Source organism: Streptomyces sp. CBMA29, from assembly GCF_014596445.1.
Classification (GTDB): domain Bacteria; phylum Actinomycetota; class Actinomycetes; order Streptomycetales; family Streptomycetaceae; genus Actinacidiphila.
The window spans coordinates 54,745-79,305 of the sequence record NZ_MECL01000088.1 but is presented as its reverse complement, the minus strand read 5'-3'; the positions used below and the strand labels follow the sequence as shown (position 1 = coordinate 79,305).

Genomic DNA, 24,561 nt, shown 5'->3' with positions numbered 1-24,561 from the left:
CCCAGGCGCGAGAGGAACTCGCATCACTATGAACAAGAGCGATACGCCGGCCGTTCTGCTCAGCACCCTGCGTACGGTCGGCGCGGCGGCGTTCCTGGCGCCCGCCATCGGGGCGAAGAAGCTGCACATCAACGAGGACGCCGACGGCGAGTACCTGGTACGGCTGTTCGCCGCCCGCAACATCGCCCTGATCGTGGGCGTCCTGGCCAGCAGGGGCGAGACCCGCAGGCTGCTGCTCAAGGCCGGCATCCTCTGCGACGGCCTCGACGTCGCGGCCGGAATCCTCGGCCACCGCAAGGGCCGGCTGAAGAAGTCCACCGTGGTCGACACCAGCGCCGCGGCCACCGCGACCCTGCTCGGCCTGCTGGCCCTGGCGAGCACCGAGCGCGCGGGGGAGTCCTGATGACCACCATGGACGAGCCGGTGACCGGTGCCGCGTCTGCGTCTGCGTCTGATTCAGCGTCCGCCCCCGAGGACCGCAGGGACAAGGTCTGCGTCATCGGCGCGGGCTCCGCGGGCATCGCGATGTGCCGCTCGCTGAAGATCCGCGACATCGCCTTCGACGCCTACGAGCGGCGCTCGGAACTCGGCGGCCTGTGGCGGTATCCCGCGCAGGGCGGCAAGAGCTGCGCGTACCCGGCGCTGTTCGCCAACACCTCCAAGACCGTCATGCAGTTCCCGAGTTTCCCGATGCCGGACGACTACCCGGACTACCCCCACCACACCCAGGTGGCGGGGTACTTCGACTCCTACGTCGACCACTTCGGGCTGCGCGAGCACATCCAACTGGACACCGAGGTCAGCCGGGTCGAGCAGGCAGCGGGCGGCGGCTGGGCGGTGACCTTCGGCGACGGCACGACGCATCTGTACCGCGCGGTGATGGTCGCCTCCGGCGGGCGGCACGGACTGCCGCTCTTCGGCTCGTACGAGGGCAAGTTCACCGGCACCGAGACGCACTCCTACGACTACGAGGGACCGGCGGACCTCGCGGGCAAGAAGGTCGTGATCATCGGTCTCGGCGCCACCTCCGCCGACATCGCCACCGAGGTGTCCCGGGTCGCGGAGGCCACGTACCTGTCGGTGCGCACCGGCCACTACATCGTCCCGAAGATCCTCGAAGGCGGCCCGATCGACAAGCTGTCGCCGATGATGAAGAAGCTCTCGGTCGAACAGCGGCGCCCGCTGGTGACGTTGATGATCAAGCTGGTGCACGGCCACATGTCGGCGTACGGGCTGCCCGACCCGCCGTACAAGGTCGGGCAGGGACCGCTGGTCGCCAGCAGCGAGCTGCTGCCCGCCATCGCGCACGGCAGGATCACCGCCAAGCCGGTGATCGACACGGTCGACGGCCGTACCGTCCGCTTCTCGGACGGCACCGAGACCGAGGCCGATGTGATCATCCACTGCACCGGCTACAAGATCGACTACCCCTTCCTCGACGACACGCTCGTCGGCGACGGCGACGACGCGCCCGCGCTCTACCACCAGGTCGTGCCGCCGGAGACCGAGGGCCTGTACTTCATCGGCCTGCTGCACTCGATGATGTCGCTGATGCCGCTGGCCGAGTTCCAGTCGGAGTGGGTCGGCGACCTGCTGACCGAGACCGTCAGCCTCCCCTCGCGCGCGCAGATGTGGTCGGAGCTGAGGAACGCCCGCCGCCGCCAGGACAAGCGGTTCCACGACTCGTCCGGCCATCTGCTGGTCGACCCCAACGAATACGAACGGCTCATGGCGGACGAGCGCCGCAAGTACGCAACCACCGATCGCACGGGTGTCGGCACGGCAACCCGCAGGAAGGGATGAGTCGTATGGTTTCGATCGCTGGCGACCGGACACGGTCCAAGATCCCGCTCTCCGCCCGGCGTCTGGACGCGGCCAAGATGCTCAAGGCGCAGTTCAAGCCCGACCGGGTCGCCCTGGTCAAGCCGCTCAACGTCGGCCTGGTCGCGGAGCGCGCGGCCGAGAAGCACGGCCGGGTGCCGATCTACCTCGACCAGCCGTTCACCTGGGACCCCGAGCAGCGCGTCGAACTCGACTTCGTCGAATTCGCCACCCTGGTCGACCAGATGGCCGCCGTCCTGAAGTCCGCGGGCGTCAAGCGGTGGGACCGGGTCGCGATCGTCAAGTCGCCCAACTACGACATCCAGGCGCTGGCCTGGGCGACCGCCAGGATCGGCGCGATCCCCGCGCTGCTCTCGGCCCGCCTGGACCCGGACATCATCAACATCCTGCTGGAGCGCCTCCAGGCGAAATTCCTGGTCACCGACCCCGAGGTCGCCAAGTACGCCCGGCTGGACGGCGAGCGGCTGCGTCACCTGGGCATGACCGCGATCGCCGACATCGACGGCGGCATACCGGTGGCGGACCTGTGGGGCGGCCGGATTCCGGCGCCGAGTCCGCTCAAGGACGACGAGCCGATGCTGATCACCCACACGTCGAGCACCACCGGGGTGTCCAAGCTCGCCGAGGCGTCCGCCAAGGGCGTGTCCTACAACGCCCTGATGGAGTCGATCTTCCCCGGCTTCCACACCCCCGACGAGCTGTTCGCCAGCGCCATCTCGCACGTCCATGTGCGGGCCGCCATCACGCAGATGGCGTCCTTCTCGCGCGGCACCCCGCTGCTGGGCATCGCCAGGCCCGACGAGGAGACGATGCTGCGGCTGCTGCCCCAGTACCGGCCCACGATCCTGGAGTCGCACCCCAACAACTTCATGGGCTGGGAGCGGATCATCGACGATCCGTCGGAGCCGTTCTCCAGCATCCGGCTGTACTTCAACTCCTTCGACGCGATGCACCCGCGCACCATCCAGGCGCTGCTGGACGCGTCCAAGCGCAAGTACCCGGTCTGGCTCCAGTGCTACGGCATGACCGAGACTCAGGTGGTGTCGGTCCGCCCGTACACCCGGGGCTCGTTCGGCCGGCTCAAGGGCCGCGACACCCGCAGCGTCGGCTGGGAGGTGCCCGGCATCCGGGCCAGGATCGCCGACCCGGAGACCGGCAAGCGCCGCTCCGACCAGTCGGATCCGGGCATGATCCAGGTCAGGACCCCGGCCCGCGCGCTGTCCTTCGTCGGTACGCCGGAGAAGTTCGCCGAGCGCCGGCACGGCAAGTGGTTCGACACCGGGGACTGGGGGCGGCGCGGCCGGCTCGGGCAGATCGAGATCCTGGACCGCATCGCGGACCGTATCGAGGGCGTCGAGAGCTGCCTGTGGATCGAGGACGTGCTGCTGGAGCGGATTCCCAACGCCGAGGAGATCGTGGTCGTCCCCGACGAGCAGGGCAGGCCGGTCCCGGTGGTCTGCATGCGCGACGGGAAGTCCCTCGACCCCGAGGTCTGGAAGTCCGCCTCGGCCGGGATCACCGGCCTGGGCGTCCCGTTGGAGGTCACGCCCGACGACCTCCAGCGCACCGCGACCGTCAAGGCCCGGCGCTACCTCCTCACCGAGATGATCAAGAACCGCGACAACGGCGGCCTGGAGGCGGTCAGCCAGGACGTGGTGCTGCGCGACGGCGCGTAAGGCCCCGGCGGACCCCGGCGCGGATCGACCCCCGAACTGTAGGAGAGGGCATTGCACGACATCAGCGAGTACCCATCGATAGAAGCCGATGTGATCGTCGTCGGTGCGGGTTTTGCCGGGATCACGGCCGCGCGCGAACTGAAGATGGCCGGGAAGAGCGTGGCGCTGCTCGAAGCCCGTTCCCGCCTCGGCGGCCGGTCGCTGAGCAAGCCCCTCGGGGACGGCAAGGTCGCCGAACTGGGCTGTGAGTTCTACGGCCAGGCCGGGACGATCAGCCACCGGGCCGCCCAGTCTGTCGGCATCAAGACCGCGAAGGTCTACGACACCGGCTACCGGCTGATCGACGACGGCGGCACGATGCGGCCCTGGAAGGGCATGGCGCCCAAGGTCAGCGCGGCCACGCTGCTGGACTTCGGGCAGGCGGCGCTGCGCATCGAGCGGATGCGCCGCGAAGTACCGCAGGACGCCCCCTGGGAGGCCCCGCACGCCACCCGGTGGGACAGCGAGACCATGTGGTCCTGGACGCAGCGCAATGTCCGCACCAAGGGCGGCCGCGCCCTGATGCGGCTGATGATCGAGGCGGGCATGGCCGCCGCACCGGCCGACGTCTCCCTGCTGCACGTCCTCAACTACTCCAACGGCACCGGCGGTTTCCGGGCCATGACCCAGATCACCGGCGGCACCCTGGAGAACCGCTTCGTCGGCGGCTCGCACAATCTGGCGATGACCCTGGCGAAGACCGTGGACGACGAGACGTACCTCAACGCCGAGGTCCGCAGCATCACGCACTCCGGTGAGCACGTCCGGGTGCGCGGCGCCGGATTCGAGGCGGTCGGCCGCTGGGTCGTGATGGCCGTGCCCGTACCGCTGGCCGGGCGGATCGAGTACGACCCGCCGCTGCCCGAGCACCGCGACCACGTCAGCCAGCGCATGACGATGGGCGCCGCCATCAAGTACCTGGCGCTGTACGACGAGCCGTTCTGGCGCGCCGAGGGCTTCACCGGGCATGTGATCAGCCACTCCAGCCCGGTCCGTGCCACGGTCGACAGCAGCCCGCCCGACGGCACGCCCGGCGTCCTGACCGGCTTCGTCACCGGGCCGCCCGCCCGGCAGGTCGCCAAGCTGCCCGCGGGCGAGCGACGCGCCCTGGTCCTGCGGGAGTTGGAGCGCTTCTTCGGGCCGCGCGCGGGCAAGCCGTACGACCTGCTGGAGCAGAACTGGATGGCGGAGCCGTACACCCGCGGCTGTTACCACGCCTACGCCCCGCCCGGTCTGTACACCGAGTACGGTCCCGCGCTCAAGCAGCCGGTCGGCCGGATCCACTGGGCCGGAGCGGAGTCCGTGCCCCACGAGTTCGGGTCGATGTCCGGGGCGATCTACTCCGGCCGCCGCGTCGCCACCGAGATCATCGGGCGCGAGACCGGCGAGGACCCCGGGCGTCCGCTGGTGACCCAGAAGACCGCCGTGCCCGTCGAAGAGCCCACGCGATGAGATCCGGAAGCGCCCACGCGACGAAAGGCGACAGCCAGCGTGCCTGAGAACCTGGAAACACCCCGCATCGGCTCGGGCATGATCATGTCCCTGCACCTCGCCGAGGTCGGCCCCGCCAAGGCCATGAGCGCCCTGCGCAACGGCCCCGACCCCGAGGCGCACGAGGGTCTGCACTGGGCGAGCCCCTTCCTGATGAGCCCGCTGCGCTCGCAGAGCGCGATGTTCGACGTCAAGCCCACCGGCGCCGCGATGATCGCCGCGTGGGACAGCGACGAGGCGCTCGACCGCTTCCTGTCGCACCCGGTCGCCAAGCCGTACGAGAACGGCTGGCGGGCCCGGTTCGAGCCGGTCCGCACCCTCGGCGCCTGGCCCGGCCTGATGGAGCTGCCGCGCCGCGAGATACCCGTGGACGATCACCCCATCGGGGTGCTCACCCTGGCCCGCGTACGCCTCAACCGGGTGGTGCCGTTCGTCGCCGCCGCCTCGCACGCCGAGCGCGACGCCGCCCACCACCCCGCGTTCCTCGAAGGCACCTCGCTGATCAGGCCGCCCAATCACGTGGCGACCTTCTCGCTCTGGCGCAGCGTCAAGGAAATGCGCCAGTACACGGTCGGTTCCTACCCCGGCGGCCACGTCAGGGCGATGAAGAAGCACGAGGAACGCGATTTCCACCACGAAACGCTCTTCGTGCGGCTCAGGCCGTACGCGGTCGACGGACATTGGAGCGGGCGCAATCCGCTCGATATGCTCAAGCCGCTGACCACCAACTGAGGCCAATGCGGGGAGTGCTGACGGAACATCCGTCGAATAAACCCCGCCACGGCGAGCCGACAGACGGGTTTGACGTATGACCATGGAACAGATCGAACTCTCGGCCGGGACGATCGACTACCAGGACACCGGCGGCGACGGGCCGGTGCTCGTCCTGCTGCACGGCCTCCTGATGGACGAGACCCTCTGGGCGGACGTGGTCGCCGATCTGCGCGCCGACCACCGGTGCGTGGTGCCGGTGCTGCCGATGGGCGCCCACACCAAGCCGGTCAAGGAGGACGCCGACCTTTCGCCGCGCGGACTCGCCCGGCTGGTCGGGGAATTCCTCGAACGGCTGGATCTGGACAATGTCACCCTGGTCGGCAATGACACCGGCGGCGCCGTCGTGCAATTGCTCGTGGACGAAGGCGCGCCGCGCGTCGGCTCAATTGTGCTGGCGTCCTGCGACGCATTCGACAACTTTCCGCCCGGCCTGACCGGCAAGACCGTCGTGATGACCGGCAAGTTGTCGCCCGCCTTCTTCGGCCTTTTCATGCAGCAGATGCGGCTGAAGCTGGTACGGCGCCAGCCGATCGCCTTCGGCTGGCTCACCAAGCGGGGCGACGCCGTCAGCAAGAACTGGATCAAGCCGATCCTCGCCCAGGCCGACGTGCGGCGCGACACGGTGCGGGTGCTCCGCGGTATCGCCGCCGACAAGAAGCTGCTGGTCGGCGTGAGCGAGGGGCTCTCCTCCTTCGACCGGCCCGCGCTGGTGGTGTGGGCCGAGAAGGACCGCGTCATGCCGCCCGCGCACGGCCGCCGGCTCGCCGAGATCCTGCCGCAGGGCAGCCTCGTCGAGATCGCCGACAGCTACTCGCTCCTCCCGCTCGACCAGCCCGCCCAATTCTCCACCGCGGTACGGGAGTTCACCCGCAAGAGCTGACCCTCCCCATGCCGTGACGCCCCGACGCCGGCGGTTCGGGGCACGTCCCCGAGCCGCCCGTACGCCTCGCCCTGCCCGAAAACACCCGCCCACAAGGTTCCCTCTCGCCTCCGCCTCCCCTCATGGCAACCGCCCGCGCCGGTCACCACCGGCGTATCGCGCCCGCACCCGTGCCCGGTCGGGGGACCAGGCCACCGGATGGAGAAGACCCATGAGCATTGCGGCGGACCTCGCCGTCTGCCTCGTCGGCGCCGGCCCGCGTGGCCTGTCCGTACTGGAGCGGCTCTGCGCCCACGAGCGCAAGTCGCCCTCCTGCTCCGCGCTGACGGTCCACGTGGTGGACCCCGCGGAGCCCGGGGCAGGAAGCGTCTGGCGCACCGACCAGTCGCGGCATCTGCTGATGAACACCGTCGCCTCCCAGATCACCGTCTTCACCGACGACCGGGTGACCATCGACGGCCCCATCGAGCCGGGCCCGAGCCTGTACGAGTGGGCGAAGGGCCTGCTGGGGCCGGGGGGCGGGGACCCGGTGGCCGGGGCGCCGGGCGGTGCCGTGCCGGGGAGCCGCGTGCCCGGCGCGCACGATCCGCAGGACCTGGCCGAGGCCCGGCGGCTCGACCCCGACTCGTACCCCACCCGCGCCTTCTACGGCCGCTACCTGCGCTCCTGCTTCCTGCGGATCACCGGCAACGCGCCCGCGCACGTCACCGTCGAGGAACACCGCTCGCGCGCGGTCGCCGTCGCCGACGCCATGGGCGACCCGGACGGGCCCCAGAGCATCCGGCTGGACAACGGCAGGTGGCTGCACGGCCTGGACGCGGTGGTCCTCGCCCAGGGCCATGTCGCCGCGCGCCCGACCCCGCGTGAGGAGCGGACCGCGACGCTGGCCGCAATCCACCGGCTGACGTACATCACCCCAGCCAACCCGGCGGACGTCGACCTGTCCCGGATCGCCCCCGGCGAGACGGTGCTGCTCAGGGGCCTCGGCCTGAACTTCTTCGACCACATGACGCTGCTCACCGCGGGCCGCGGCGGCACCTTCCGCAGGGAGGGCGACCGGCTGGTCTATCTGCCGTCCGGGCGCGAGCCGTCGCTGTACGCGACCTCCCGGCGCGGGGTCCCATACCACGCGCGCGGCGAGAACCAGAAGGGCGCGTACGGCCGTTACCACCCGCGGCTGCTGACCCCCGCCTACATCGCGGCCTCGCGCGACCGGGCGACCGGCGGTCCCGGACTGCACTTTCGGACCCATCTGTGGCCGCTGATCTCCAAGGAGGTCCAGAGCGTCTACTACCAGGCGCTGCTGCACGCCCAGGACCGCGCGGCGGAGGGCGCGGAGCTGGGGGCGCGGTTCCTGGAGACGGCCGGTGCGCGCGAGGAGACCGAACTCCTCGACAAGTACGGCGTCGAGCCGGAGGAGCGCTGGAGCTGGGAGCGGCTGCTGACGCCGTACCTGGGACGGCGGTTCGCCGACCGGGAGGAGTTCAGGGGCTGGCTGCTCGGGTACTTGGCGCGCGATGTGCGCGAGGCCAGGGCGGGCAATGTCAGCGGCCCGCTGAAGGCCGCGCTCGACGTGCTGCGCGATCTGCGCAACGAGGTGCGGCTGGCCGTGGACCACGGCGGACTCGACGGCACGTCGCACCGGGACGAGCTGGAGGGGTGGTACACCCCGATGAACGCCTTCCTGTCCATCGGGCCGCCCGCCTCCCGTATCGAGGAGATGATCGCGCTGGTCGAGGCGCGGGTGCTGGTGGTCACAGGACCCGGCACGGAAGTGCGGCTCGACCCGGCCAGGCCCGCCTTCGTCGCCTCGTCACATGTCGTACCGGGGCCGCCGGTCGTGGCCTCCGCGCTGATCGAGGCGCGGCTGCCGGAGCCGGACCTGCGGCGGACGGCCGAGCCGCTGCTGAACTATCTGATGGCGACCGAGCAGTGCGCGCCGTACCGCATCCCGACGGGTTCGGGCGGCGGATACGAGTCCGGCGGCCTCGCCGTCACCGAGCGGCCCTACCGGCTGCTCGACCCGCGCGGGCAGGCGCATCCGCGCCGCTTCGCCTACGGTGTGCCGACCGAGTCCGTGCACTGGGTCACGGCGGCGGGCATCAGGCCCGGCGTCGACTCGGTGACGCTCGGCGACTCGGAGTCCATCGCGTGCGCGCTGCTCGGACTGGCGGCGGGCGGCCGGGGCGCCGGTGGCCGGGAGGCGCGGGGCGCGGTCCCCGCGGCCAGGCCGTCCGGGGCCGGGGCCGGGACCGGGGTCGCGTCTTCGGGCAGCGGGGTTTCCGGGAGCGGGGTTTCCGGCAACGGGGCCGCGGGCAGCGGGACTTCCGGCGACGGGACTCCTGGCGACCGGGCCACGGGTGCCGGTTCCGGTTCCGGCGTCGGCGCTTCCGCCGCTGTCGCCGGGGTCTCGGGCGCGGACCCCGCCGTACTGGCCGAGACCCACACCTTCGGAGTGATCGTATGAGCAGCCGGCCCCGTGAGCAGGACACCCTCGTCGACGCCGGGCTGCTCTCGCCGGTCCGGGCGGGCACCCCGGTCGAGGCGGCGGTGTCCGACACCGCCTGGCTCCAGGCGATGCTGGACGCCGAATCCGCGCTGGCCCGCGCGCAGGCCAGGCTCGGCACGCTGCCGAAGTCGGCGGCCACGGCCATCGCGGCGGCGGCGTACACCGACCTGATGGACCTGCGCGCGCTGGCGCTCGCGTCCCGCGAGACCGCGAACCCGGTGGTCGGCCTGGTCCAGGCGCTGACCCGGGTGGTCGCCGAGCACGACCCGGCGGCGGCCGAGTACGTCCACCGCGGCTCGACCAGCCAGGACGTCCTCGACACCGGGATGATGCTGGTCGCCGCGCGGGCGCTGCGGCTGATCCGCGGCGATCTCGCGCGAGTCGAGCGCGCGCTGGCCGCGCTCGCCGCCGAGCACCGCGACACCCCGATGGCCGGCCGCACCCTCGCGCTGCACGCCGTGCCGACCACCTTCGGCCTCAAGGCGGCGGGCTGGCGGCAGGGCGTACTGGACGCGGACGCCCGGCTGGCCGCGCTGCTCGACCACGGGCTGCCGGTCTCGCTCGGCGGCGCCGCGGGCACGCTGGCCGGATACCTCGAATACGCGCGGGTCGACGGGTACGGCGCCGGGGCCGTGGAAACCGCCGCCGGTACGGGAGTTGCCGGCCGCGGGCAGGCCGGTGACCCGGGGGAGTACCTGGACGAGCTGGTCGCGGCCTTCGCCGACGAGACCGGACTCGCCAGGCCCGTACTGCCCTGGCACGCGCTGCGTACGCCCGTCGCGGACCTGGCGGCGGCGCTCGCGCTCACCGCGGGCGTCCTCGGCAAGATCGCGATCGACGTGCAGTCGCTGGCCAGGACCGAGGTCGCGGAGGTGGCGGAGCCGGGCGTCGCGGGGCGCGGCGCCTCGTCGGCGATGCCGCACAAGCGCAATCCGGTGCTCTCCACGCTGATCCGCAGCGCCGCGCTCCAAGTCCCGGTGCTGGCAGCGGGTCTGACGCAGTGTCTGGTCGCGGAGGACGAGCGCTCGGCGGGGGTATGGCACGCCGAGTGGCAGTTCCTGCGCGAGTGCCTGCGGCTGGTCGGCGGGGCCTCGCACACCGCGGCGGAACTGGCCGAGGGGCTCGCCGTCCACCCCGTCCGTATGCGCGACAACCTGGATATGACGGGCAGTCAGGTCGTCTCCGAGCGGATCGTCGCCGTCCTCACCCCGCACCTCGGCAAGGCCGCCGCCCGCGCGTTGCTCACCGCGGCCTCCACGCGAGCCGCCGACTCCGGCCGCCCGCTCGCCGACGTCCTCGCCCAGGAGTCCGCCCTGAAGGGCCACTTCAGCCCGGACGAGCTGGCCGCCCTGTGCGACCCGACCGCGTACCCGGGCGCGGCGGGCGCCCTGGTCGACCGCGCGCTGCGCGAGGACGGGCCGGTGGCGTAGCCGCGGCGGGTGAGAAGTCGGCCCGGCCGCGTAGCCGACGGGCCGCGGGGAGTCGTCCCGGCGCCGTCGCCGCGCGTCGCCGGGGGACGGCCCGCTGCCGTGGTCACTCCCCGGTGAGGCCGTCCACCGACTCGCGGATCAGGTCCGCGTGGCCGACGTGCCGCGCGTACTCCTCGACCATGTGGAAGAGGATCCACCGCAGGCTGGGCGCCCGGCCCGCGGCGTCCGCGCGCCGCGAGAGCGTGTCGAGCCCGCCCTCGGCCAGTGCGGCGGAGGTCAGTTCACGCGAGCGCGCGACGCACTCCTCCCAGAGCGTACGGATCTGCTCCGGGGTGTCGTCAGCGGCCGAGTGCCAGTCCCAGTCGGCGTCCGCCGACCAGTCGACCGTGTCCCACGGCGCCTCCGGCGACCGCCCGGCCAGCCACTGCGAGAACCACCACTGCTCCACGTACGCCAGGTGCTTGAGCATGCCGCCGAGCGTCATGGCGGAGGTGGGGAGGGCCGCCGCGAGCCCGGCCGTGTCGAGTCCCGCGCACTTCCACGCCAGCGTCGCCCGCTGGAAGTCGAGGAAGCCCAGCAGCGTCTCGGTCTCCCCGCCCGTCTCGGGGGGAAGCGGCCGGCCCTGCTCGTCGATGTCGGTCATGAGCAGGGAGTATAGGAGCCGCCCGTGGGTCCGGGCCGTCGCCGCTGCTCCGCCTACACCTCGTCGAGCCAGATCACGATGCCGGTCAGGTCGCTGAGCACGGCCGCCACACCCGCCCTGACCGAGGCCGCGCAGCGCGCGGCGGTGAACGAACCGGCGTCGTACGTCGAGGACATGCCGAGCCCTTCGCCGCGGAAGGACGCGCCGGACCAGTCGACGGCGGTGACATTGTGCGTCGGCTCGGCCAACTCCGCGCCGATGACGAGGAATTGCTGCGAGAGGTGGTTCGCGGTGACCGGCACGAGCGGGTCGACCAGGTCGTTGCCCGCGCTGACGATGAGGTCCGCGTGCATGTCGAGCGCCCTGGTGACGCTCGGCAGCAGGTCGGCCGCACCGTCCGCGACGACCGTCCTGAGCTTGACGTGCTCCTCGTCCGCCCACGTCTTGACCGCGTCGACCAGGGACCGCGTCGGCCGGTCGGTGCCCGCGCTGAGCAGCACCACGCGGTAGCCCTTCGGCGGGTGCACGCCCTCCCACGAGCCGGGCGCCGGGGTGACGGTCGACTCGGGCGCGGGCGGCGACACGCTGTCCACGAAGCGCGGGCCGAGCGTGCCGACGGGCGAGGGTTTGGCGCGCGGCTGCGACCAGTCGTCGTCGGAGCCGCACGCGGCGGTTCCCAGGGCCAGCGCGGTGACCGCCGCCAGCATGGCAACGGCCCGAAGCGGGGGGCGCACGTCGATCGTCCTCCGAGATGAGTGGTGAGTGCTGAGCGACAAGTGGTGAGCGAGGTGCCGAAGGCTTGCTGTGAACGGTGTGACGAGAGAACGCCCTGGTGAGAGCCGTGGGCGGGTGCCGCGGGTCCATCCTGCGACGCCGATCGCCTCCGTGGGGAACCTCGAACCCCTTTGCGGACCTTGTTGGCCCAGGGTTCGCCGACCCGCCGGTTTCAGTTCACCCGTGACGTGCAGCGTGCTCCTCCTACCCAAGGAGTCCCATGTCAGAGCGGGTCCGTCGCGCCGTCATCTGCATCGCCGCGGCGCTGATCGGTGTCCTCGGCGCCGTCCAACCGGCGTTCGCCCACGGCTTCTCGTCCACCGCGTACGTCCATGTGACGGCGGCGGACGAGGGCCATGTCCGCACTTCTCTCAAGCTTGAATACGACCTTTTTGTCATATCCGCTGCCGATGCCGAACATGACGACGACCTCTTCCGTACCGGTAACGGTGCCTTCGACGCCGGTGACACCACAGCGCAGGGCGCGGCCCTCAACGCCCACAAGAAGTCGGCGGTCGCCTATGTCACCCAGCGCTTCTCAGTCACCGCCGCCGGCAAGGCGTGCACGCCGCGGCAGGTCGGCGACTTCACGATGGACCGGCAGGAGGGCGTGCCGTACACCGTCCTGCTGCTGGACTGGAACTGCCAGGAACTGGCCGGTGACCACCGGGTCCGCAGCGGCCTGTTCCCCGACAGCGAGACGTACGTCCGCGGTACGAAGACGATCGTCACGTACGACCTGGACGGCCGCTCCGGCAGCGCGGCGCTCGACGCGGCGCACCCGTCCTTCTCGGTCGACCAGCCCTGGTACGCCTGGTTCTGGGAGTTCTTCCGGCTGGGCGCCGAGCATCTGCTGACCGGCACCGACCACATCCTGTTCCTGCTGGCGCTGATCGCCGGGTCGCGGCGGCTGCGCGAGATCGTGCTCGCCGCCACCAGCTTCACGCTCGCGCACTCGGTGACGTTCATGCTCGCCGCGCTCGGGGCGGTCGACGTGCCCTCGCGGCTGGTCGAGCCGGTCATCGCGCTGTCGATCGCGGTGGTCGCGGGCTGGCACCTGTGGCGGATACGGCAGCGCGGCAGCCACGCCTCCGACCTGGACCTGGGCACGTCGGATCTGGGCACGTCGGACCTGGGCGCCTCCGGCCTGGGCTCAGGTCCCGGCTCCGGCGGGCGCGGCTTCCTGCGCGACCACCTCACCCTCGACCGGGCGGGCTGGCTGCGGCTCGCGGTGGTCTTCTGCTTCGGCCTCGTCCACGGCCTCGGCTTCGCGGGCGCGCTCGGCATCGACCAGGCGTGGTCCTGGACGCTGCTCGGCTCCCTCCTGGTCTTCAACGTCGGCATCGAGGTCGTGCAGTTGTCGATCATCGCCGTCGTCTTCCCGCTGCTGGCCCTGCTGCGCCGCCGTTCGCCGACCGCGGGGCTCTGGGTGACCGGCACCGTTTCCGCAGGTGTAGCGCTTATGGGACTCGTGTGGTTCCTGCAACGGGTGGGCGGTGGCTGAGCCGTCAACCGAGGTGAAGTTCAGGTCAGGCGAAGATCGCATTTGCCGCCTGTTTACCAACCGATGGGAGCTTGATGACCTCAGCTCCATGCAGTTCCGTCCAAAAAGGAACAAACACAGATGAGATCGATCAGATCGGTACGGACCCACGGGTCCGTACGACGCCGCGTGGTCACCGGGGCCACCGCGGTCACCATGGGTCTGGCGCTCGCCGTCGGCGCGGGACTCACCTCCCCCGCCGTGGCCGCCGACCCCGCCGCCCTCACCAGCATCATCCTGGGTGTCGGCGCGAACGAGACGCAGCGCACGGTGACCTGGTACTCCTCGGCCGACACGGCCCAGGTCATCCAGGCCGCCCCGACCGCGACCCTGGCCAACGGTGAATTCCCGGCGGACGCCGCCACGTTCGACGCCATCGGCGGGGCGAACATCGCCACCAGCGGCGGCTTCAACCGGCACGCCACCATCACCGGCCTGAAGGAGAACACGGCGTACTCGTACCGTGTCGGCTCCGTGGGCAACTGGTCGCAGACCTACGCGTTCAAGACGCAGGACTTCGAGGGCGACTACGACTTCCTGTTCTACGGCGACCCGCAGATCGGCTCCTCCGGCAACCTCGCCAAGGACCAGGCGGGCTGGAAGGACACGCTCGACGTCTCGCTGGCCGCCAACCCGAACGCCGAACTGCTGGTGTCCGGCGGCGACCAGGTCGAGACCGCGAACACCGAGTCGCAGTGGGACTCCTTCCTGGCCCCCGACAAGCTCCGTCAGTACCCGTGGGCCGCGACCATCGGCAACCACGACGTCGGCGGCAAGGCGTACGAGCAGCACCTGTACACCCCGAACACCGACCGCTCGGCGCCGTACTACGCCAACGGCAACCCGGGCTCGAACACCTCGGGCGGTGACTACTGGTACATCTACAAGGACGTGCTGTTCATCGACCTGAACAGCAACAGCTACGCCGCCTCCTCGGGCGGCGGCGGTGACGAGGCGCACGTCAAGTACGTCACCGACATCATCAACAAGCACGGCTCCGAGGCCAAGTGGAAGGTGCTCACGTACCACCACGCGATCTACTCCCCGGCCAGCCACGCCAAGGACTCGGACAACAAGCAGCGCCGTACCGACTTCACCACCGCCTTCTCGCAGCTCGGCGTGGACGTCGTCCTCCAGGGCCACGACCACAGCTACTCCCGCAGCTACCTGATCAAGAACGGTCAGAAGGCGGACGCGGCCGAGCAGCCCGGCCAGGCCGACGTGTACCCCGGTCCCGGCGGTGTGCTCTACGTGACGGCCAACTCGGCGTCCGGTTCGAAGTACTACGACATCACCAAGCCGGACAGCAGCGGCACGGGTGTCACGGGCCAGGGTCCCGACCCGCTGAACCCGGACAGCTACTGGTACAACTCGGTGCAGAACCAGGAGCACGTCCGCTCCTACGTCAAGGTCCAGGTGCGCAACGACAAGCTCGTCGTCGAGAACCTGCGCAGCGGCACCTGCACCGCGCCCAACGCGGCGGTCGAGCTGGGCCAGGTCTCCTGCGTCAACACCCCCGAGGGCCAGCCGATCGGCTCGGTCGTCGACAAGGTGACGGTGCACCCGTACCACGGCGCCGGCCAGGACCTCGCGGTCAAGGTGCCCACCGCGCCCCCCGGCGAGTTCGGCTGGACCATCGACGGCTACAACGGCCTGGTGGACCTCGGCACCGCCAAGGACCACGACGGTGACTACTACGACGCGGCGGGCACGATCAACCCGATCGTCGTGACGGACAGCCGCCGCTCGCTCGCTCCCTGGTCGATCTCGGCCAGCGTGGGCGACTTCACGGACGGCGCCAAGAAGTTCTCTGGCGCGTACCTCGGCTGGACGCCGAAGATCCTCGCCCCCGGCGCGGGTGCCAAGGCCGGCGGCACGGTCAACTCCGGTTACGACGGCGGCTCCGGCCTGTCCGTCTCGCGCGGCCTCGGCTGGGCTGACCAGGGTCACACCAAGGGCACGGCCAAGCTCGGCGCCGACCTGGATCTGAAGATCCCGGGCAGCGTCGCCAAGGGCGACTACCGCGCGACTCTCACGATCACCGCGCTCAGTAGCTGATCCCGCCCGCTTGACCGCTCCGCCTGACTGACCCCGCACCACCCGGTGGGGCAGGCGCCCCCGGGCGCCCGCCCCACCGGTTCCACAGCCCTGCCAGCCCCGACAGCCCCGAGAGCCCGACAGCCCCGACAGCTCCGACCAGAACGCCCGAGGACCCCGACATGCATGTGCCCGTGACCCGCCGGACGACCGTCGTCGCCACCTTCGTCCGTACCGCCGTCCTGGCGCTGCTCCTCGCCCTCGCGGTCACCGGTCTGTCCGCGCGACCGGCCGCCGCGGCGGAGGGCGACGTCGCCTGGACCGTACGCACCGCGTCGAACAGCTTCGGCGCCGACCGGTCCAGTTACAGCTACGCCGTCAACCCGGGCGGCACGGTCGAGGACGCGATGGTCGTCGCCAACCGCGGCAAGGCGCCGGTCGACCTTGGCGTGTACGCCGCCGACGGCTTCACCACCGACAAGGGCCAACTCGACCTGCTGCCCGCCGACAAGAAGTCCCGCGCGATCGGCGTGTGGGCGCGCGCGGCGCGCGACCGCGTCGTGGTCCAGCCGGGCAAGACCGTCGAGGTGCCCTTCACCCTCGCCATCCCGGCCGACGCGACGCCCGGCGACTACGTGGGCGGCCTCCTCACCTCGCTGACCCAGCCCGACGACGCGCAGGGCATCAACGTCGACCGGCGGCTCGGCATCAAGATCAAGCTGCGGGTCAGCGGCGCGATCAAGCCCGCGCTCGCGGTCGAGGACCTGCACGTCTCCTACGGCGGTACGGCCGCCCCCTTCTCCAAGGGCGACGCCACCGTCACCTACCGCGTCCGCAACACCGGCAACGCGATCGTGTCCACCCGTCAGTCGGTCGAACTCAAGGGCCTGTTCGGCTGGTTCGCGGTCACCGGCGGCAAGACGGCCACGCCGCCCGAGCTGCTCCCCGGCGAGAGCTGGATGGTGAGCGTGCCCGTCCACGACGTGGCCCCCGCCGTCCGCCTCACCGCGACCGTGACCCTCACCCCGCTGTTCACCGACGCCTCCGGCTCCACCACCCAGCTCAAGACCGTCCGGTCCGCCACCCACACCTGGGCCTTCCCCTGGACCCTCACCGCCCTCGTCCTCGTCCTCCTCGCCCTGGCCGTCGCCGCCTTCCTCCTCACCCGCCGCACCCGCACCAAGCGCAAGGCAGCCGAGGACGCCCGCGTCCGCACCGCCGTGGAACAGGCCCTGCGCGAGGCGTGAGCCCTGCGCGCTCCCGGCGGATCACGAACGGCCCTGTCGGCGCCGGGCGCCCGCGAGGGTCAAGCTTGTCAAATTTCTTTGACACGCGAACCCGTTGTCAGGGACCCTTGAGGAACGTTTTTCCCGGTGCGGAGAGGGCTGAGCCATGGAGTGGGTGGACGAGACCCGGCGCCACACCGGTTATGTGACCGCGGTGTTGGCCGACGGCGCGGAACCGGCGGTGCCGCCCGAGGGCCGTAAGCCCTGGTGGTCGTACAACGGAGCCGACGGCCCCCGCGCGATCGGCGTCAAGGGCGCCTGCGAGTGCGGCTGGCGCGGCGCCGAGACCCACCCCATCATCCGGGGCGACGACGACGCCACCGAAGGCAACGACTCCCGCACCGGGCCGATGGCCGACTGGGATTACCACGTCACCGCGACCGAAGGCGCCGTCCCCCATGACATCGAGCAGATGCTCGCCGCCCTGCGGCGGCGCGTCGAGGAACTCTCCCGCGACCAGCCCCTCACCGCGCTGCGCGTCGTCGCCCGCGTCGAAGAGACCGCCCCCGCGCTCAGCCGCGAAGCCGTCCGGGCCGCCCGCCGCTCCCTCGTCTCCTGGGAAGCCATCGGCCGCGCCTTCGGCACCAGCCGCCAGACCATCCACGCCCGCTTCTCCCGCCACCTCCCCGACTGACCGGCTCGGCCCCCGCTCCTGACGCGTTCAGATCGTGCTCAGACTCTGCTCACTGCGGCTCGTGAGGCCCGGACCGGGCCCAAACGGTGTTTGACTGCCGGGGTATCGGGCGAGGAAGGGCGGATTCCATGGCTGACCAGCCTTCTGTGAGCGTCGGTGGTGTCACGTACCGGGTCACACCCGAGTACCTGGCCACCGCCTCCAGCAACACGATGTCCACGGCGAGCGAGATCGCCGGGCAGTTGGCGGAGCTGAAGACGTATGTGAGCAGTCTGGAAGCGAGTTGGCAGGGCATCGCCCACAACCAGTTCCAGACGCTGATGGCGGAGTACGACGTCTACGCGCGGATGCTGCACGACGCCCTGGAGGGAATCTCCAAGGGCCTCCAGGGCAACTACGTGAACTACAAGGACTCCGAGCAGCAGAACCTCAACAACCTCGCCGCGCTGGGCGAGGACCTGCCGAAGGCACCGTCCGGCACCAACTTCAACTGATCCGGGCCGCACCACGAGGAGCGATTCATGGCCGATATCGACGGCACGCCGATCTACGTCGGTGAAGGACTGGCGGCGGCGGGCGGCGTGATCAACGCCAGGGCCGGGGAGATCTCCGGCGAACTCCAGTCGCTGAAGTCGCAGTTGGCGCCGATGGTGGAGGCGTGGCGGGAGAGCCAGGCCGCCACCTACTACCAGGACATGCAGAACGAGTGGGACCTGGCGGCCGACGGCCTGTTCGGGCCCGACGGCGTGCTCGGCCGCATCGCCCAGGCGATGCATGTGAACTGGAGCAATTACAGTGACGCCGAGTGGTCCAACATCTCCACCTGGCGCCACTGAGACCGGAACCACCGAAACCACGCGTCACAAAAACCACACGCCACCGAAACCAGACGCCGCCGAACGCCGTCTTTGACGTCGGCGTCTCCGAACACGGCGGCACCGACCCACCGCGGCCCGCGGACGCGCGGCTGTGAGGTCCGACACCGAAGGAAACATCCGTGCCCGATGAACGCTGCCGGGTTACCGTGATCGGCGAACGCAGGCGGATCGACCTCGCGCTTCCGGCGCAGGCCCCGATCGCCGAGTACGTTCCCCGACTCGCCTCCCTGTGCGGGCAGTCCGAGTCCGAGGCGCTGCCGCCGGTCTGGTCGCTCGCCGAGTCGGGCGGCGCTCCGATGGCCCCCGGCGACTCGCTGTCGGCGGCGGGCATCGTGGACGGCGCCACCTTGTACCTGCGCGACCAGCGGGCGGCGGAACTGGGCGAGTTGACCGTCACCGACCTGGACGAGCAGGTCGCCAACGCCCAGGACGACGGCGGCCTGTGGAGCGCGCGCCGCCGCGCCCAGTGCGTCGTGGGCGCGGGTCTGGTCTTCATGGTCGCCGCGGCGGCCTGGCTCGGCGCGCTGCGGCCGACCGGCCCGTGGGCGGCGCTGTTCGCGCTCGCCGCGCTCTGCTCGGCCCTGCTCGCCTGGTACGCGGAGCGCAAGAACTGGCCGCTGCCGCGCGCCGTACGGCAGTTCTTCGCGCTCGCCACCGTCCCGCTGCTGGCCTGCGTCGGCCTGGACGGACCGGTGCACGGCCCGGTCGCCACTCCCGTACTCGTCTCCGTCTTCGCCGTGCTCGGTGCGGTGATCGGGCTGGTCGCGCTGCCGTCGCCCGCCACCGTGGTGCTCACCCTGCTCACGCTGGTGGCCGCGCTGCTCACCGTGGCGCTGACCGCCTCGCACGCCGGTCCGACCGGCTCCGCCGCCGTCGTGTCCGTGGCGCTGTTCCTGACCGCCGGGCTGCTGCCCAGGGCCGCGGGCCAGATCGCGGTGCTCGTGCCCTCGGGACCCGACGTCAGCGCGCCCGCGCTCGACGACGGGACCGTGGCCACCGTCGTCCAGCGCGGCAACGCGCTGCTCACCCTGCTCAGCGTGGTGAGCGGAGTGTTCCTCGCGGCGGGCCTGCTCACCCTGAGCGCGTCCCACGACGTCTACGCCCTCGTGCTGGCGGGCTGCGTCAGCGTCGGACTGCTGCTCCAGGCCGCCACCGTACGCGTACTGAGCGCGGTGGTACCGCAGTTGGCCGCCGGGGTGCTGGGGCTTGTGGCGCTGACCGTACGGGTGCCGCTGTACGCGTTCGACTCGCGGCTCGCGGGCCCGCTGGCCGCCTTCGGCGTGGGCGCCGTCCTGGTCGCCTGCGGACTGTTCCTCGCCTTCGGCGCGGCCCTGCGGCCCATCGAGCCGGACCGCCCGACCTGGCCCGCGGCCGTCACCAGCGTCCTGTTCGTGGCCGCCGTACCGCTGGCCGCCGGGGTGTTCGGCCTCTTCGGCTGGCTGGCCGACCTGGGGAGCGGCATGTGACCGAGCGGCCCACGACCGAGCGGTCGATGACAGAACGGCTCCTGAGGGAACGGCCGTTGAGGGAACGGCCGGTGACCGGGCGTTCGGCTGTCGGGCGGCCGGTTGTCGGGCGGGCGCGGCGCGTGCGGCCCGAGCCCCGCCGCGCGGCCCCCGGGAGCGCCCGGTGAAGGCCGCCGCCCAGCGCGTGGCGCCGGGCAGTTGGGGCGGCCACCGCACCATCGCGGCGGCCGTGCGGAGCGCGGACACCGGCGCCGTCATCACCGTGCAGGCGGGTACGTACAGCGAGAGCCTGCTGCTTGACAAGGATGTCACCCTGGTCGCGAAGGGCGCCGTACGGCTGGTGGCCGTCCGCGGCCCGGCCGTCACCGTGCACGCGGGCCGCGCCGAGATCCGCGGTTTCACCCTCGTGTCCGCCGTGCCCCGCGAGGCCGCGCTGCTGGTGCGCGCGGGTGAACCGGTGCTGCGGGACTGCGAGATCACCGGCGGCCGGATCGAGGTCGCGGGCGCCGCCGCCCCGCTGCTGAGCGGCTGTTCGGTACGGAAGGCCGAGGGCACGGCGGTCCGGCTGACCGGCACCAGCCGCACCACGCTGGAGAATCTGACGATCGGCGGCTGCGTCGGCGACGGCCTGGTGGTCGAGGACGAGGCGCGCGCCGAGCTGACCGACGCCCTGGTGGACGGCGCCAGCGGGCGCGGCGTCCTGCTCACGGCCGGCGCGCACGCGACGCTGACCCGCTGCGACGTACGCGGCAGCGGCGGCACCGCCGTCGTGGTCGAGGGACACGCCACCGCGGCGCTGCGCGACTGCCGCCTGCACGAGACGGGCGCCGCGGGCGTCTGGGTCCGCGAGACGGCGGGCCGCCTCACCCGCGCGGCCTCCGGCGCGGGTCACCGGCCCCTCGCCCACTCCGAGGACGCCGAACCGGCCGCGCCCGCCACCGGATCCGCCGCCCGGCCGGGCCACGACACCCCGGGCGTACGGCTGCGCGACTGCGAGATCTTCCGCACCGAGGGCGCCGGCGTACTGGCCGACGGCAGCAGCGCCGTCCTGCTCGACGGCTGCCATGTGCACCACACGACCGGCGCCGCGGTCCTGGTCACGGCCGAGGCCACCGCGGAACTGACCGGCGTGCGGGCCGTCGACTGCCAGGACACCGCGCTGGCCGTCAGCGGGGCGGGCCGGGCCACCGCGCACGACTCCACCTTCGCCCGCAGCGGCGCCAACGGCCTGTACGCGGTGGCCGAGGCGGAGGTGACACTGACCGGCTGCACCGTACGGGACACCGCGTACACCGGCGTGCACCTCGGCGGCGGGGCCCGCCTGCACGCCAGGGGCTGCACCGTCACCGGCTCGCCCGAGTACGGCGTGCGGGTCACCGAGCGGTCCGAACTCCTCGCGGACGACTGCGAGATGACGGACGCGGGCCTGGCCGGGGTGTACGTGCAGGGCGGCGACGCGGCCGTCCGCGGCTGCCGGGTGTCCGGCGGCCGGGAGGGCGTACACCTGCACACCACGCACCGCCCGCTGCTCGCGGAGTGCGAGATCACCGCCTCTGGCGAGACCGGCGTCCGGGTCGGCCGGGACACCGGCGCCCGGCTGGAGAACGTCACCGTCACCGGCAGCGGCACCGCGGGCCTGCTGCTGGAGGAGGGCAGCACGGCCGTCGTGGAGGGCGGCGCGGTACGCGAGCCGCACGGCAGCGGCGTCGTCGTACGCGCCGGGGCCCGGCCCCGCGTGCGCGGCCTCACCGTCGAGGGCGCGGCGAAGAACGCGCTGTTCGTGGAGGAGGGCGGCGAGGGCCTGTACGAGGACTGCCACTTCACCAAGAGCCGCTTCCCCGCCGTCTACGCCGGTGCCCGCTCGCGTTTCCTGCTGCGCCGCTGCACCGTGGACGGCACCGACACCGACCTGCTGCGGGACGACGAGGCCGACGTGCGGGCCGAGGACTGCCTCGTCGAGGACGCGACCGATCCGCTGCTGCCGACCCTCGCGCCCGCTGCGGCGGGGGAGGGGCGCGTCGCGGTGCCCGCCGTCGCCGGAGCGCCCCGCTCGGCCGCGGAGAAGGCCGAACAGGCCGCCGAGGAGACCGAGTCGACCGCGGAGGCGGCCCGCGCGAAGCTCGCCGAACTCCATGTGGAACTGGACCGCCTGGTCGGCCTGGACAGCGTCAAACGCGACGTGGTCACGCTGACCAAGCTCATGCAGATGGTCAAGGTCCGCCAGGAGGCCGGGCTCGCGGCGCCGCCGCTGAGCAGGCACCTGGTCTTCGCGGGCAATCCCGGCACCGGCAAGACCACGGTGGCCCGCCTGTACGGCGGCTTCCTCGCCGCGCTCGGCCTGCTCGAACGCGGACACCTGGTCGAGGCCGACCGGGGCGACCTGGTCGGCGAGTACGTCGGCCACACCGCGCCCAAGACGACGGCGGTCTTCCGGCGCGCGCTGGGCGGGGTGCTCTTCATCGACGAGGCGTACTCCCTGGTGCCGCAGGGGCAGTTCACCGACTTCGGCTCCGAGGCCATCTCGACACTGGTGAAGCTGATGGAGGACCACCGCGACGAGGTGGTGGTCATCGTCGCCGGATACCCGAGCGAGATGAACCGGCTTCTGGAGTCCAACGCGGGCCTGGCCTCGCGCTTCACCCGCACCCTGCTCTTCGACGACTACACCTCGCAGGAGCTGGTGCGGATCGTCGAGCACCAGGCCGTCGACCACGAGTACACCTTCGCGCCGCAGACCGTGGCCGCGCTGCACGACTACTTCGCGGCCGTCCCGCGCGGCGAGCAGTTCGGCAACGGGCGCAGCGCGCGGCAGGTGTTCCAGCGGATGACCGAGCGGCACGCGTACCGCGTGGCCGAACTCGACCTGAGCGCCGTCGATCTCGCGGCGGCCGACGTGGAGCTGCTCACCACGCTGCTGCCCGCCGACCTCCCTCCGGGAGGCGTCACGTGACCGCGCGGGCGGCCCCGTAACGCCCGCCGCGCGGCGGGCGGACCGTACGGCGGCGGACCCGGCACAGGACCCCGGCACAGGACTTCGGAGCGGCTGAAAGGAAGGTGACCCGCGGATGTCGGACCAACCGACCCCGGAAGAGTGGCGCGCGGACCTCGCGGCGCTGAACGACGCGATCGGCGTGGTGAAACGCGAGTCCGGCACGATCACCACCACCATGAGCTCGATCGACGCCAAGGTGAAGCAGATCGGCGCCGACTGGTCCAGCCCGTCGCACGAGTCGTTCGCGGCGATGATGACGTGGTTCCACAAGGTCCAGCACGAACTGGACGAGCTGCTCAAGGACATCGCCTCGCGGATGACGACGTCGTACAACAACTACCACGACTCCGAGCACGTCAATCTGAACAACCTCAGCGACGGCGGGCCCCATGGCTGAGCGCCGCCGCCGCGCACCGCGTGGGCGGTACGCGGCGGCGTCCTCAGCCCGCGGGCGGCGGCGGGAAGCGCGACTCCCGGTCGGTGTGCGCGTACACCTGCCCCGAGTGGTTGAGCAGCGCGATGTACTCGCCGAGCTTCTCCAGCGTGGAGCCGATCTGGAGCAGGGCGCGGTCCTGGGCCGGGTTCATGTCCGCGCCGAATTTCTCGCCGGTCTCGGCGAACGGGTTGGCGTGCGACTTGCCCACCGACGGGTCGTACCCGGACGAGAGCGAGGTGTGGCCCTCGCCCTCCGCGTTCTTGTCCTGGGCGCCCTGCCCGAAGACATGGCCCTTCACGGCCATGACCCGCTTGCGCAGCTCCTCGTACCGGTCGACCGCGCCGCGGGACTCGGTGAGCATCGACTTCTCCGCGACGCGTACCGCGCTCAGGTCGATCTTCAGGTCCGCCGCGGCCTCGTACGAGTTCGGGTCGGGTCCGGAGCCGGGGTCGGAACCGCTGTCCGTCGGGTCGGTGTTGAAGGACGGCGGGGTGGACCAGACGACCTTGTCGGTCGGCACCAGACCGTCGAGGTTCTTGTCGTGGTCGGGGCTGGGCGTCTCCGTCCCGTCCGCGGGCGGATCGGGCAGCGGAGTGGTGTCGTATTTCGAGGTGATCGGATCGGTCACGTCGTCTGCCTCGTCTCTCTCGCGCCGGCCGCAGGGCCGGTTCGCCACGCACGGGCCCGGCAGGACACCGCCAGGTTTACCACTTATATGAGGAATTGTCAGCATGCTGGTGCCGCACCGGTATCCGCTCCCCGAGAAAGGCGCGTCATGGCCGACTCCGGCACCGCCGACTACGACACCTCCGTCCTCAACATCTCCCCGACGGGCCTGAAGTCCGACGCCGCCGACCTGGTCACCCTCAGCAAGACCGTCCTGTCGAGCCTCACCACCATCCGGGGCCAGTTGGAGGGACTGCACGTCGCCTGGCAGGGCCAGGCCGCCTCGGACGCCGACGAGGTCAACAGGAAGTGGGTGTCGGTCATGACCGAGCTGTTCGGCACGGAGGACGACCCGCACAAGGGAGTGCTGTCCGCCCTGGCCGACGGGGTCGGCGGCGCCGCGTACAACTACACCACCGCCGAGGACGGCATCGCCGACGCCTTCAAGCAGTTCCGCACGGCCTTGACCAGCGGTGACGGGAAGACCAGCGACAATCCGCCCGACGCGGTCACCGACCCCAACAAGACGGCGGTCACCATGGAGTTCTAGGACCGGCGCCCGCCC

21 protein-coding genes are annotated in these 24,561 nt (G+C 71.6%); 18 read left to right on the top strand and 3 right to left on the bottom strand.

Annotated elements, in window-relative coordinates; genetic code table 11:
* Positions 1-28 precede the first annotated feature (28 nt).
* The 8 genes from BGM09_RS13760 (at position 29) to BGM09_RS13725 (ending at position 10,641) form a co-directional block, all read left to right on the top strand.
* On the top strand, positions 29-403 hold the full coding sequence (locus BGM09_RS13760) for a hypothetical protein (protein WP_188281828.1): 375 nt from the start codon (positions 29-31) through the stop codon (positions 401-403).
* Positions 403-1,803: a flavin-containing monooxygenase gene (locus BGM09_RS13755; protein ID WP_188281827.1), complete on the top strand. Its 1,401-nt coding sequence runs from the start codon at positions 403-405 to the stop codon at positions 1,801-1,803. Before BGM09_RS13760 ends, BGM09_RS13755 begins: the two co-directional genes overlap by 1 nt.
* 5 nt (positions 1,804-1,808) lie before the next feature.
* Positions 1,809-3,518, top strand: a complete 1,710-nt coding sequence (locus tag BGM09_RS13750) for a class I adenylate-forming enzyme family protein (protein ID WP_188281826.1) — start codon at positions 1,809-1,811, stop codon at positions 3,516-3,518.
* Between the two features lie 51 nt (positions 3,519-3,569).
* Positions 3,570-5,009, top strand: a complete 1,440-nt coding sequence (locus BGM09_RS13745) for a flavin monoamine oxidase family protein (protein WP_188281825.1) — start codon at positions 3,570-3,572, stop codon at positions 5,007-5,009.
* A 39-nt stretch (positions 5,010-5,048) separates the two neighbouring features.
* Complete coding sequence (locus tag BGM09_RS13740; RefSeq protein ID WP_188281824.1) at positions 5,049-5,780, top strand: spheroidene monooxygenase; 732 nt, start codon at positions 5,049-5,051, stop codon at positions 5,778-5,780.
* Between the two features lie 76 nt (positions 5,781-5,856).
* Entirely contained in the window at positions 5,857-6,702 is an 846-nt protein-coding gene (locus tag BGM09_RS13735) for an alpha/beta fold hydrolase (RefSeq protein ID WP_223186819.1), read from the top strand.
* A gap of 211 nt (positions 6,703-6,913) precedes the next feature.
* Positions 6,914-9,169, top strand: coding sequence for an FAD/NAD(P)-binding protein (locus BGM09_RS13730; protein WP_188281823.1), 2,256 nt, complete (start codon positions 6,914-6,916; stop codon positions 9,167-9,169).
* The gene (locus BGM09_RS13725) at positions 9,166-10,641 is read left to right on the top strand and encodes an adenylosuccinate lyase family protein (RefSeq protein ID WP_188281822.1); all 1,476 of its coding nucleotides are present in this window, start codon (positions 9,166-9,168) and stop codon (positions 10,639-10,641) included. Before BGM09_RS13730 ends, BGM09_RS13725 begins: the two co-directional genes overlap by 4 nt.
* Positions 10,642-10,744: 103 nt before the next feature.
* Here BGM09_RS13725 and BGM09_RS13720 read toward each other — a convergent pair whose 3' ends face one another.
* Positions 10,745-11,284 (bottom strand): DinB family protein, encoded by a 540-nt coding sequence (locus BGM09_RS13720; RefSeq protein WP_188281821.1) that lies wholly within the window; start codon positions 11,282-11,284, stop codon positions 10,745-10,747.
* A gap of 53 nt (positions 11,285-11,337) precedes the next feature.
* On the bottom strand, positions 11,338-12,018 hold the full coding sequence (locus tag BGM09_RS13715; RefSeq protein ID WP_188281820.1) for a hypothetical protein: 681 nt from the start codon (positions 12,016-12,018) through the stop codon (positions 11,338-11,340).
* A 260-nt stretch (positions 12,019-12,278) separates the two neighbouring features.
* Here BGM09_RS13715 and BGM09_RS13710 point away from each other — a divergent pair, with 260 nt between their 5' ends.
* The 9 genes from BGM09_RS13710 (at position 12,279) to BGM09_RS13670 (ending at position 23,291) form a co-directional block, all read left to right on the top strand.
* Positions 12,279-13,562 (top strand): HupE/UreJ family protein, encoded by a 1,284-nt coding sequence (locus tag BGM09_RS13710; RefSeq protein ID WP_188281819.1) that lies wholly within the window; start codon positions 12,279-12,281, stop codon positions 13,560-13,562.
* Positions 13,563-13,682: 120 nt separating this feature from the next.
* Positions 13,683-15,659, top strand: coding sequence for a purple acid phosphatase family protein (locus tag BGM09_RS13705; RefSeq protein WP_188281818.1), 1,977 nt, complete (start codon positions 13,683-13,685; stop codon positions 15,657-15,659).
* Positions 15,660-15,820: 161 nt separating this feature from the next.
* The gene (locus BGM09_RS13700) at positions 15,821-16,885 is read left to right on the top strand and encodes a WxL protein peptidoglycan domain-containing protein (protein WP_188281817.1); all 1,065 of its coding nucleotides are present in this window, start codon (positions 15,821-15,823) and stop codon (positions 16,883-16,885) included.
* 145 nt (positions 16,886-17,030) lie between these two features.
* Complete coding sequence (locus BGM09_RS13695) at positions 17,031-17,558, top strand: hypothetical protein (RefSeq protein WP_188281816.1); 528 nt, start codon at positions 17,031-17,033, stop codon at positions 17,556-17,558.
* Between the two features lie 128 nt (positions 17,559-17,686).
* Positions 17,687-18,052, top strand: coding sequence for a WXG100 family type VII secretion target (locus tag BGM09_RS13690; protein WP_223186817.1), 366 nt, complete (start codon positions 17,687-17,689; stop codon positions 18,050-18,052).
* Positions 18,053-18,079: 27 nt separating this feature from the next.
* Positions 18,080-18,394 carry a WXG100 family type VII secretion target gene (locus BGM09_RS13685; RefSeq protein ID WP_188281815.1) on the top strand — a complete coding sequence of 105 codons (315 nt, stop codon included), beginning with the start codon at positions 18,080-18,082 and terminating at the stop codon, positions 18,392-18,394.
* 161 nt (positions 18,395-18,555) lie between these two features.
* Positions 18,556-19,902, top strand: coding sequence for an EsaB/YukD family protein (locus BGM09_RS13680; protein WP_188281814.1), 1,347 nt, complete (start codon positions 18,556-18,558; stop codon positions 19,900-19,902).
* Between the two features lie 163 nt (positions 19,903-20,065).
* Positions 20,066-22,852 carry a right-handed parallel beta-helix repeat-containing protein gene (locus BGM09_RS13675; protein ID WP_188281813.1) on the top strand — a complete coding sequence of 929 codons (2,787 nt, stop codon included), beginning with the start codon at positions 20,066-20,068 and terminating at the stop codon, positions 22,850-22,852.
* Between the two features lie 115 nt (positions 22,853-22,967).
* Entirely contained in the window at positions 22,968-23,291 is a 324-nt protein-coding gene (locus BGM09_RS13670; protein WP_188281812.1) for a WXG100 family type VII secretion target, read from the top strand.
* A gap of 43 nt (positions 23,292-23,334) precedes the next feature.
* On the opposite strand, the gene BGM09_RS13665 is transcribed toward BGM09_RS13670, so the two are convergent.
* A complete protein-coding gene (locus BGM09_RS13665) occupies positions 23,335-23,958 on the bottom strand; it encodes a hypothetical protein (protein ID WP_188281811.1) in 624 nt (207 codons plus the stop codon).
* A 147-nt stretch (positions 23,959-24,105) separates the two neighbouring features.
* Here BGM09_RS13665 and BGM09_RS13660 point away from each other — a divergent pair, with 147 nt between their 5' ends.
* A complete protein-coding gene (locus BGM09_RS13660) occupies positions 24,106-24,546 on the top strand; it encodes a WXG100 family type VII secretion target (RefSeq protein ID WP_188281810.1) in 441 nt (146 codons plus the stop codon).
* Positions 24,547-24,561: the final 15 nt, after the last annotated feature.

Bases quoted from the DNA above. Each gene is read 5' to 3' on its own strand.
- BGM09_RS13700 (WP_188281817.1), top strand. From the start codon at position 15,821: ATGCATGTGCCCGTGACCCGCCGGACGACCGTCGTCGCCACCTTCGTC.
- BGM09_RS13750 (WP_188281826.1), top strand. From the start codon at position 1,809: ATGGTTTCGATCGCTGGCGACCGGACACGGTCCAAGATCCCGCTCTCC.
- BGM09_RS13660 (WP_188281810.1), top strand. From the start codon at position 24,106: ATGGCCGACTCCGGCACCGCCGACTACGACACCTCCGTCCTCAACATC.
- BGM09_RS13755 (WP_188281827.1), top strand. From the start codon at position 403: ATGACCACCATGGACGAGCCGGTGACCGGTGCCGCGTCTGCGTCTGCG.
- BGM09_RS13690 (WP_223186817.1), top strand. From the start codon at position 17,687: ATGGCTGACCAGCCTTCTGTGAGCGTCGGTGGTGTCACGTACCGGGTC.
- BGM09_RS13735 (WP_223186819.1), top strand. From the start codon at position 5,857: ATGACCATGGAACAGATCGAACTCTCGGCCGGGACGATCGACTACCAG.
- BGM09_RS13720 (WP_188281821.1), bottom strand. From the start codon at position 11,284: ATGACCGACATCGACGAGCAGGGCCGGCCGCTTCCCCCCGAGACGGGC.
- BGM09_RS13725 (WP_188281822.1), top strand. From the start codon at position 9,166: ATGAGCAGCCGGCCCCGTGAGCAGGACACCCTCGTCGACGCCGGGCTG.
- BGM09_RS13670 (WP_188281812.1), top strand. From the start codon at position 22,968: ATGTCGGACCAACCGACCCCGGAAGAGTGGCGCGCGGACCTCGCGGCG.
- BGM09_RS13710 (WP_188281819.1), top strand. From the start codon at position 12,279: ATGTCAGAGCGGGTCCGTCGCGCCGTCATCTGCATCGCCGCGGCGCTG.
- BGM09_RS13685 (WP_188281815.1), top strand. From the start codon at position 18,080: ATGGCCGATATCGACGGCACGCCGATCTACGTCGGTGAAGGACTGGCG.
- BGM09_RS13695 (WP_188281816.1), top strand. From the start codon at position 17,031: ATGGAGTGGGTGGACGAGACCCGGCGCCACACCGGTTATGTGACCGCG.
- BGM09_RS13705 (WP_188281818.1), top strand. From the start codon at position 13,683: ATGAGATCGATCAGATCGGTACGGACCCACGGGTCCGTACGACGCCGC.
- BGM09_RS13730 (WP_188281823.1), top strand. From the start codon at position 6,914: ATGAGCATTGCGGCGGACCTCGCCGTCTGCCTCGTCGGCGCCGGCCCG.
- BGM09_RS13760 (WP_188281828.1), top strand. From the start codon at position 29: ATGAACAAGAGCGATACGCCGGCCGTTCTGCTCAGCACCCTGCGTACG.